The following is a 9157-nucleotide window of genomic DNA, read 5'->3' on the forward strand; positions in this document are numbered from 1 at the left end:
TGATCCGTTGATGCGCGTGCTTCGTGCCGCGCGGCTTTTCCGGGAATTGACCGTGGATGTATCGACACTCGATCCGGCGGCTGACGAGAGCGGCGCCGGCCGTCCGCGCGCGGCCGGCGCGCTCTCTCTATGGCCGCAACGGCTCGACACCGGCTGGGCTTGTCTGAGCACCCCACCCAACGCCTATGCGTCACCAGTCGATCTGCCCGCGCAAGGTTGGCTCGCCGCGCCCGTACCCGGCACCATCGCGAGCGCGCGGCGCGCCGCCGGACTGCTCGATGTCGATCACCCGCCGCCGCTCGCGTTCGACGATCACTGGTATCGCGTTACGCTGATCGGCACCGGTCGGCGCCGCTTGCGCTTTCATGGACTCGCGACGCTCGCGCAAGTGTGGCTCGACGATGTGAAGCGGCTCGATTGCGCATCGATGTTCATCGCCCATGATCTGGATATCGAACTGAATGGCCGTGCGACGCTCGTGCTGTGCTTTCGCTCGCTGACGCCGGCGCTGGCGGCTAAACGCCCGCGTGCGCGCTGGCGGCCACGGCTCGTCTCGCCGCCGACGCTTCGCAACGTGCGCACCACGCTGCTCGGCCATATGCCCGGCTGGTGTCCGTCCATCCAGGCGGTCGGGCCGTGGCGTCCGATCGAGATGCTCGGCGACGCGCCGCACGCATTCGACACCATTGATCTGACCAGCCGGCTCGAGCACGAGGATGGGGTTGTTTCGTTGACGTTACGTTTCGTACACCCCCACGACGTCGCCGCCTGCCGCGCGTCACTTGCGTGCGGCAACCATGTTTCGTCTTTGCAATGGCACGATGCATATACACTCACCGGCGACGTGCGCGTGCCTGACGCGAAACGCTGGTGGCCGCATACGCACGGAGAGCCCGCTTTATATCCTCTGACGTTGCAACTCGCCGATGGCGACGTGATCAGTGAGTCGCTGGGCTCGATCGGCTTTCGTCGTATCGAAGTGGATCACGGCGCCGATGCCGCGGGCTTTACCTTGCGCGTGAATGACGTGCCAGTGTTCTGTCGCGGTGCGTGCTGGACCAGCGCCGATCTCGTCACGCTGGCAGGCACCGAAACGCAGTTGCGCCATACGTTCGAGCTCGCGCGCGCCGCCGGCATGAACATGCTGCGCGTCGGCGGCACGATGCTCTATGAATCAGATCTGTTTTATGTCCTCGCCGATGAGTACGGCATGCTGATATGGCAGGACTTCGCGCTGGCGAATTTCGATTACCCGAACGATGCCGCATTCAGCGCACTGATCGAGCGCGAAGCGAGCCAGTTCCTGACCCGCACGCGTCGCTTCGCGTCGCTCGCGGTGCTGTGCGGCGGCAGCGAGGTCGACCAGCAGGCGGCGATGTTCGGACTGCCCGCGGCGCGACGCGCGCAACCGTTGTTTACCGAGCTGCTGCCCGCGCTCGTCGCGCGCGAACGCGCGGACGTGCCCTATGTCAGCAATTCGCCATCGGGCGGCGCGTGGCCGTTTTCGACTAACGAGGGCGTCACGCACTACTACGGCGTCGGCGCGTATCAACGGCCGCTCGCCGACGTGCGACGCGCGCAGGTGCGCTTCGCGGCCGAATGCCTGGCATTCGCCAACGTCCCCGACGACGCGACACTGCACGACTCGCTCGGCACGATCCACACGCACGATCCGCGCTGGAAAGCCGCCGTGCCGCGCGATGCCGGCGCAGGCTGGGATTTCGACGACGTGCGCGATCATTATCTGCAGGCGCTTTACGGCGTCGAGCCGGCGCGCTTGCGCTATGAAGACCCGGCGCGCTATCTGGATCTGTCGCGCGCGGTGGTTGCCGATCTGATCAGCGACGTGTTCGCCGAGTGGCGGCGCGCGGGCTCACCGTGCGGCGGCGGCCTCGTGTGGCAGTTGCAGGATCTGCGCGCGGGCGCGGGCTGGGGCTTGATCGACGCGACGGGACGGCCGAAAAGCGCGCTGCACGGCTTCGCGCAGACGCTTCAGCCATTGCAGGTCACGCTGACCGACGAAGGCCTCAACGGCCTCGATATCCATCTGATCAACGAGCGGGCGCAAACGTTTAGCGGCGAACTCGAACTGGTCTGTCTGCGCGACGGCAGCGTGAAGATCACGTCCGCACGCAGCGCGCTGACGCTTGCCCCGCGCAGCCTGCAACGCCTCAGCGCGGCCGCGCTGCTCGGCCAGTTCTTCGATCTGACGCACGCGTACCGCTTCGGCCCGCGCGCGCACGATGTCACCATTGCAACGCTATACGATGGCGCGAGCGGCGAGATCGTCTCCGAGGCGTTTCACCTGCCCGAGCGTAGCGTGCACGCGCATCATGACCTCGGTATGACCGTTGAGGTCGAGCGTCGTGGCGACGGCAGCGGCTGGCAGCTCGCGATCGAAACGAAGCGCTTCGCGCGCTTCGTTCATATCATTGACCGGCACTATCGCGCGGCGCGCGACTGGTTCCATCTCGCGCCGAACCGGCGCTGTATCGTGCCGCTTCATCCGCTCGAACCGCTGCTGCCGAGCGCGTTCGCCGCATCGCCGCAAGAAGTCGTTGCACCTGCATCGAACGCGGCCTTTAAAGTGGATGAAACAAGCGCGGCGCCCCAAGGGGAAGTCCGCGCGATCAATGCGCTTTCCGCCATCTTTTACGGCTAGTGGTGATTCCGAACTAGTCGCAGGCCCGCGAGGCGCGCCAGAGCCCGCTTCGCATCTCTCGAACTGTCTGCTCCGCGCACTCACTGTTGGCTCGAACGCGACTGTTAGCGGCTCTGAGAGGCTTTGCGTGCGACAGCGTACGCACTCCATTTAACACTTCTGAATCATTTCCGACACTTCAGGTCGAGCGCTTCAAAACGTGCATGCGGCGCCAGGTTCAAATCTGAGACAGCTTCGACAGCCCCCCTGTTTTTGGCCGTGAAGCCTTTGATATCAAGGGGTTCCCCGAAACCCGAAGCTTTCATCGGATGCATTGCCCATCCGGAGGGGGTGTGCAGAACTGAAACAAAAAGCCGCTTTTCCCCTCCCGACGCACTGCGGGTTTGTTCGCTGCGCCGCATCAGCACGCGTTTTCCCTAACGTTGGCACGGTCCTCGCTATTACCTTCACGCAACAGAGTGCCACCGCACACGAGCGCAACAACAGAGGCGGCGGCAGACAGGCCTAAAACGGGGCCGGTGCTGTTCATCCTAGCTGCTCGCCGGGCAGCCCTGTCCCGAGGATGCGGGCATCGGATCAAATAAACGGAGAGAGTCGCGCGAGGCGCGGCTGTCATGCGAGGACCGATCATGTTGACACTTCAATCCGATTTGCACGGTAACCATCTGCTGGGCGCATTGCCGTCGCACGAATGGCAAGCACTGGCCCCCCACCTCGAACTGGTTCATCTGCGCACCGAGCAACTGCTATGCGACTCGGGTCAACGGATCCATCATGTTTACTTCCCCACCACCGCGATCATCTCGATGCTCTCGACGATGGAAGACGGCAGCTCCGTCGAGATCGCCGCGGTCGGCCGCGAAGGCATGACCGGCGTACCGGTCCTGACGGGCGGCGAAACCATGCCCAACCGCGTGCAGGTGCAATGCGCGGGCTTCGCCTACCGGATGAGCGCACAGGCGCTCAAGCAGCAGTTCGCGCGGTCCGACTTTCTGCGCCGCCTGATGCTGCTGTACATGCACGCTCTTCTGACCCAGGTCGCGCAGACTGCCGCATGCAATCGCCATCACGCGCTCAACAAGCAACTGTGCCGCTGGTTGCTGATCGAGGTGGATCGCGTCGCGTCGAACGACCTGACCGTCACGCAGCAGCTGATCGCCGACATGCTCGGCGTGCGCCGCGAAGGCATCACCGAAGCGGCCGGCAAGCTGCACGACGAAGGCCTGATCCATCATAGCCGCGGTCACATCAAGGTGCTCGACCGCAAGGGCCTCGAAGCCCGCGCGTGCGAATGCTACGGCCTCGTGAAACGCGAATTCGATCGTCTGCTGCCGCGCCTGCGCCAGGCGGAGACCGTCGAATAAGCGGGACGCCGCTCGATGACCGCGGTCGATTTGCCTATGTTTAGGGCTACTTCTCGATGTCTCGACGTTCTCTTCGTGATTGCAGGCGGTCTGCTAGCGCACTGGATGCGCTTTCCCACAGCAATCGCGCTAGCCGATACCCAGCGCCTTCTGATTGCGTTCAACTGTGTGCTAGTTCTGCTGCTGTTTCCGGGCTTCGGTGCCTATGAGACGTGGCGCGGCAAGGCGCTCGCGCCAGTGCTCGCGAGAATCGCCGCCGCGTGGGTCGTGGTGGTCGCAACCTCGCTCGTGCTCGCGTTTACGCTGCATCGGACGGATGCGGTGTCGCGCCTATGGTTCGGATATTCGACGCTGATCTCCGGCGCGTTGATCATCGCGACCCGCTGCTTCATGCACGTGGTGCTGCGCTTCGTGCGCCGCCGCGGCATGAACGCGCGCACCGTCGCGATCGTCGGCGCACCTGGCTTTGCGCGCACGCTGCTCGCGCATCTCGAGCATGCGCCGCAAGCGGGCTTCAGACCGGTGTGCGTGTTCGACACCAGCGTGGAAGGCCCCGACGCGTATGGCGCGCGTCTGGCCCGCCTACCCGTGCTGACAGATCTGGAAGCGTTCGCGACGAAGGTGCGCGACGAACGCGTCAACGAAGTGTGGCTCGCGTTACCACTTTCAGAGGAACACACGATCTACCGCTTCACGCGCATCTTCAGACACGACTTCGTCAATCTGCGCTTCATTCCCGACGTGCGCGGTCTGTCGCTGTTCAATCATGCGATCGCCGATGTTGTCGGTTTGCCGACGCTGAATCTGAGCGCGACGCCGATCTCGCCGCCGCAGATGTGGCCCAAGCTGATATTCGACCGCCTGTTGGCCGCGCTCGCGCTGCTCGCGCTCGCGCCGGTGTTCGTCGTGCTCGCGATCGGCATCAAGCTCACGTCGCCGGGACCCGTGTTTTTCCGGCAGATCCGCAAGGGCGTCGATGGTCAGCCGTTCTGGATCTACAAGTTCCGCTCGATGAGCGTGCACCGGGAAGAGCACGGTCAGATCACGCAAGCGACCCGCAACGACTCGCGCGTGACGAAGCTCGGCAGCTTCATGCGCCGCACGAGTCTCGACGAACTGCCGCAGTTTCTGAACGTGCTGCTCGGTCAGATGTCGGTGGTGGGTCCGCGTCCGCATGCGATCGAACACGATGATCTGTACAAAGACCAGGTGTATGGCTACATGCACCGCTACCGCATCAAGCCCGGCATCACCGGCTGGGCCCAGGTCAACGGCTATCGCGGCGCGACCACCAAGGTCGAGAAGATGGAAGCGCGCGTCAAATTCGATCTCTTCTATATCCAGAACTGGTCGTTCTGGTTCGACATGAAGATCGTCTTCATCACGATTTTCAAGGGCTTCGTCGGCCGCAACGCGTTCTGATCAAGCCGTCGAGCGGATCGCATCCAGGAGTGCCGGTCATCGTGCCGGCGCCGCGGCGCGCTGCAAATGGAAACGCCAACTCCGGCGGCTCGATCGACAGCCGCCATCGTTGACGCAAGATAAAGAGCCGCGGCGGCCCCCGTCATCGACGGGCCCGCCGCGCGACACCGCCGCTACAGGAACTGGCTGACGTCGGTCTGGAACCGTACCGCGAGCGCCTTGGCGACTTTCTTGCTGATCGCGCGGCGCCCCGCGAGAATATCGCTGACCACGGTCGGCGACGCGATGCCGGCCAGATCTTTCTGCTTGAGACCATGCGTGATCAGCAAATGGCGCAGCACCTCGCGCGGCTCCGCTTTGGGAATCGTAAGGTTGCGTGCTTGCCAGTGACCGACCAGCTCCTTCACGATCGCGTGAAGATCCGCGAGCGGATCGTTGTCCTCGCCACTTAGATGATCGGACAGCGAGTTTGCGATGCGCACCATCTGGTGATAATCCTCTTCGGTGCGAATCGGCGTGATCGGCAACTGGCTCTTCAGCGCAGCCCAGGTTGCGGCAATGTCGGGAAAGGGTCCCGGAAGGCGATCGGCATTCATGAGTTTAAATTCGTCCTCGTCCAAAAGCCGTCGGCGCGTTAATCGGTGACGCGCGAATGACGACTGCCTGTTGTAGTGAATCGCCGTGGCACGCCGAATTGCCAGCACTGCGAACTTCGCAGTGAGGTCATTCAGCGGTCACGATAGCGAACGTCTGCTTCAGGTCGTTATGGCCACGCGAGGCATGCTGCGCCAGCGAATATCTCGCCCGTAGCGCGTGGCGCGCACCCCGATGTCGTTTTTTTGAAGTCCAGTCCTGCCTGCTTGAGAATGGCCCGCCGCGGCTCGCCTTGCACGCGCGGTGCGTTTCGCGCGATACGCGATACGCACTGCCGACACAAAGCGCGAAGCGAACGCGCCCACACCAATAGCCGCCCGGACGCGTTGGTCAGAACGGCTCGTTACTGCCTGTTGCGAAATCACTGCATGACGACGAAAACCCTTTCCTCTCCTATCGAAAACTCCACGAGGCGAGTACAGCGAAAGACCCTCGCCTCATTGCCTCCACCTGCTTTTCGGCGCCGTGTCGCTGGCGATGCCGAGTTCGCGCGTCGCGAGATCGGACTCCGCCCACGTCACCTGATCTCCCAGTTCCGCCGCCGGCAGACCCTGAGCGACTGCCGCAATCGTGCGCGTAACCTCGGCCATGAACGCGCGCCGGAACACCTGAGCCGAAAACCGTTCGGCATTCGCGCGACAGGCCGCTGGCGTGATGTACGCGCTCAGCCGCTCGAAGCGGTTGATCGCGTCGAGCAGCGATACCGCCGTCTGACGCGCGAAGAACACGCCGGTCGGATGCGGATCGCCGACCGGTACGACCGTTTCGAGCGCTCCGCCCTTGGCGAACGCAATGACCGGCGTGCCGCAGGCCTGCGCTTCGAGCGGCACGATGCCGAAATCTTCCTCGGCGGCGAACACGAAGGCTCGCGCACGCGCCAGACAATCCTTCAGTACGCCCAATGGCTGATCACCGAGGACCGTCACGTTCGGTCCGGCTTTCGCGCGAATCGACGCCATCTGCGGCCCATCGCCGATCACGATCAGCTTGCGCTGCGGCGTGGCATTGAATGTCTCGACGATCAGATCGATGCGTTGATGCGGCACCATCCGCGACACGCTCAGATAGAAATCGTCTTTCTCGGCGCGCAGTTCGAATTCGTTCACGTCGACGGGCGGCGGAATCACCGCGGCATCGCGCCGATAGGTTTTCAGCATGCGCCGCGCGACCGATTGCGAATTCGCGATCAGACGATCGACGCCATTCGTCGATTGCGCGTCCCAGCCGCGCAGATAATGCAGCAACACCCGCGCGGCCCACGACTTCGGTCCGCGCAGCAGATTCGCGTCGCGCAGATACTGATGCTGCAGATCCCACGCATAGCGCATCAGCGAATGCACGTAGCTGATGTGCGTCTGATGTGGGCCGACCAGTACGCCCTTCGCGACCGCGCAAGAACTGCTAATGATCAGGTCGTAGCTCGACAGATCGAACCGTTCGACGGCAAGCGGCATCAACGGCAAATACGCGCGATACCGGGTGCGCGCAAACGGCAGGCGTTGTATGAACGACGTGGTGACCGGCTTACCGGCTAGCGGCGCGCGATCTTCGAGAAAATCGACGACGCTGAAAACATCGGCGTCGGGAAAGCACTCGATGATCTGCTCGAGCACTTTCTCGGCGCCGCCGGGAGCGACCAGCCAATCGTGCACGATCGCCACTTTCATATTCCGCCCTATCTGTCACGAAACGCCACCTGGCCTCAGAGAAGAGTGTATGTGCCACGTTCCTGACTGTGCGTGCGCGTGCACACATTCGACGTGCGACAGTGCGCGAGTAATTCGCAGAGTCCGTTTGCGTCTGCAAAACCACGGCTTTATTGCTGAGCTTTCGTCTGTGCACACGGCTGATGTTTACGTCGTCACGTCTTCTCACTAGTCCAACTCACGCGTTGCGATCGGAGCGCTGCGCGAGCGGGCGGCACGTGACGTGGCGGGCATCGCGCGCGGCTAGCATCGATGGCGAATGGTCTGCGCGCGGAGCCAGGCATTTTCCGCCATGGGTGCGCGATTGCCGCCGCGACGGGCGAGCGCAATAAAAAACGCGTGCGAACCGCTGGAGCGGTTCGCACGCGTCAGAGCGAACAGAAATGCAGCCGCTTAATTCTGGCCGTACGTGATCGTTTGCACGCCGGTGTCGGTGCCGAGCAGGCACACATTCGCGCCGCGGCCCGCGAACAGGCCGACCGTGACGACGCCGGGCCATGCGTTGATATGCGCCTCGAGCGTGCGCGGGTCGCTGATGCTCAAGCCCTTCACGTCGATGATCTCGTTGCCGTTGTCGGTGATGAACGGCGCGCCCTCTTTCGTCACACGCACGACGGGCACGCCACCGAGCGCCGTCACGCGGCGGCCGATCGCGGTGCGCGCCATCGGCAGGACTTCGATCGGCAGCGGGAACTTGCCGAGCGTTTCGACAACCTTGCTCGCATCCGCGATGCAGACGAATACTTCCGACACCGACGCGACGACCTTCTCGCGCGTCAGCGCGCCGCCGCCGCCCTTGATCATCGCACCGCTGCGATCGATTTCGTCGGCGCCGTCGACGTACACCGGCAGCGAGTCGATCTCGTTCAGGTCGAGCACCTTGAAGCCGTGCGATTGCAGACGCGCGGTGGTGGCGAGCGAACTCGACACGGCGCCGCGATAGCGGGATTTGGTGGCGGCCAGCGCGTCGATGAAACAGTTCGCGGTGGAGCCCGTGCCGACGCCGACCACCGAGCCTTGCGGTACGTTGGCGTTCACGTAATCAGCGGCGGCCTGGCCGACCAGTTGCTTGAGTTCGTCTTGAGTCATGGGAGAGGCGGGAAAAGCGTGAAAAACCGATAGTTTACCGGAGTGGCGGGGGGAGGGTTCGGTTTGGGCGCGCGGTGGGGGCGCTTTGTGTCGTGCAGTCCGCTGATTTGCCGGACAGCTTTTCACGGGAATAGAGCCTGTCAGAAATTTTGTGTTCAAGGCATAACATGTACCCAAAGGAGCATGTATGCCAAGCAAACCAAAAGCAGGGTCTGCGCCCCCGCCTGAGCTGCCCGCGATTCCAGAGGAGCTCATCGATC

General features: G+C 63.3%; 7 protein-coding genes. 3 read left to right on the forward strand and 4 right to left on the reverse strand.

Translation table 11 applies throughout. From position 1 onward, the window contains the following. Positions 1-10: 10 nt before the first annotated feature. On the forward strand, positions 11-2662 hold the full coding sequence (locus ACLFKU_RS33560; protein WP_410851983.1) for a glycosyl hydrolase 2 galactose-binding domain-containing protein: 2652 nt from the start codon (positions 11-13) through the stop codon (positions 2660-2662). Between the two features lie 164 nt (positions 2663-2826). Here the strand turns inward: ACLFKU_RS33560 and ACLFKU_RS33565 are convergent, their stop codons facing one another. Then, positions 2827-3069, reverse strand: coding sequence for a hypothetical protein (locus ACLFKU_RS33565; protein WP_368582796.1), 243 nt, complete (start codon positions 3067-3069; stop codon positions 2827-2829). A gap of 222 nt (positions 3070-3291) precedes the next feature. Between ACLFKU_RS33565 and ACLFKU_RS33570 the strand changes: the two genes are divergently transcribed. Next, positions 3292-4026 carry a Crp/Fnr family transcriptional regulator gene (locus ACLFKU_RS33570; RefSeq protein WP_006048767.1) on the forward strand — a complete coding sequence of 245 codons (735 nt, stop codon included), beginning with the start codon at positions 3292-3294 and terminating at the stop codon, positions 4024-4026. Positions 4027-4062: 36 nt separating this feature from the next. Then, positions 4063-5448, forward strand: coding sequence for an undecaprenyl-phosphate glucose phosphotransferase (locus ACLFKU_RS33575; RefSeq protein ID WP_410851984.1), 1386 nt, complete (start codon positions 4063-4065; stop codon positions 5446-5448). A 173-nt stretch (positions 5449-5621) separates the two neighbouring features. Here ACLFKU_RS33575 and ACLFKU_RS33580 read toward each other — a convergent pair whose 3' ends face one another. The 3 genes from ACLFKU_RS33580 to rpiA form a co-directional block, all read right to left on the reverse strand. After that, a complete protein-coding gene (locus ACLFKU_RS33580; RefSeq protein WP_368582793.1) occupies positions 5622-6044 on the reverse strand; it encodes a type II toxin-antitoxin system HigA family antitoxin in 423 nt (140 codons plus the stop codon). Positions 6045-6539: 495 nt separating this feature from the next. Beyond that, complete coding sequence (locus ACLFKU_RS33585; RefSeq protein WP_410851985.1) at positions 6540-7769, reverse strand: glycosyltransferase; 1230 nt, start codon at positions 7767-7769, stop codon at positions 6540-6542. Positions 7770-8201: 432 nt separating this feature from the next. Next, positions 8202-8897 carry a ribose-5-phosphate isomerase RpiA gene (gene rpiA, locus ACLFKU_RS33590; protein WP_368582791.1) on the reverse strand — a complete coding sequence of 232 codons (696 nt, stop codon included), beginning with the start codon at positions 8895-8897 and terminating at the stop codon, positions 8202-8204. Positions 8898-9157 lie beyond the last annotated feature (260 nt).

The sequence above is a fragment of the Paraburkholderia sp. EG304 genome, assembly GCF_046543485.1.
Lineage (GTDB): Bacteria > Pseudomonadota > Gammaproteobacteria > Burkholderiales > Burkholderiaceae > Paraburkholderia > Paraburkholderia youngii.

What these genes read in the sequence shown, in the direction of transcription:
- ACLFKU_RS33560 (WP_410851983.1), top strand. Translation starts at nt 11, where the DNA reads ATGCGCGTGCTTCGTGCCGCGCGGCTTTTCCGGGAATTGACCGTGGAT.
- ACLFKU_RS33570 (WP_006048767.1), top strand. Translation starts at nt 3,292, where the DNA reads ATGTTGACACTTCAATCCGATTTGCACGGTAACCATCTGCTGGGCGCA.
- ACLFKU_RS33575 (WP_410851984.1), top strand. Translation starts at nt 4,063, where the DNA reads ATGTTTAGGGCTACTTCTCGATGTCTCGACGTTCTCTTCGTGATTGCA.
- ACLFKU_RS33580 (WP_368582793.1), bottom strand. Translation starts at nt 6,044, where the DNA reads ATGAATGCCGATCGCCTTCCGGGACCCTTTCCCGACATTGCCGCAACC.
- ACLFKU_RS33585 (WP_410851985.1), bottom strand. Translation starts at nt 7,769, where the DNA reads ATGAAAGTGGCGATCGTGCACGATTGGCTGGTCGCTCCCGGCGGCGCC.
- rpiA (WP_368582791.1), bottom strand. Translation starts at nt 8,897, where the DNA reads ATGACTCAAGACGAACTCAAGCAACTGGTCGGCCAGGCCGCCGCTGAT.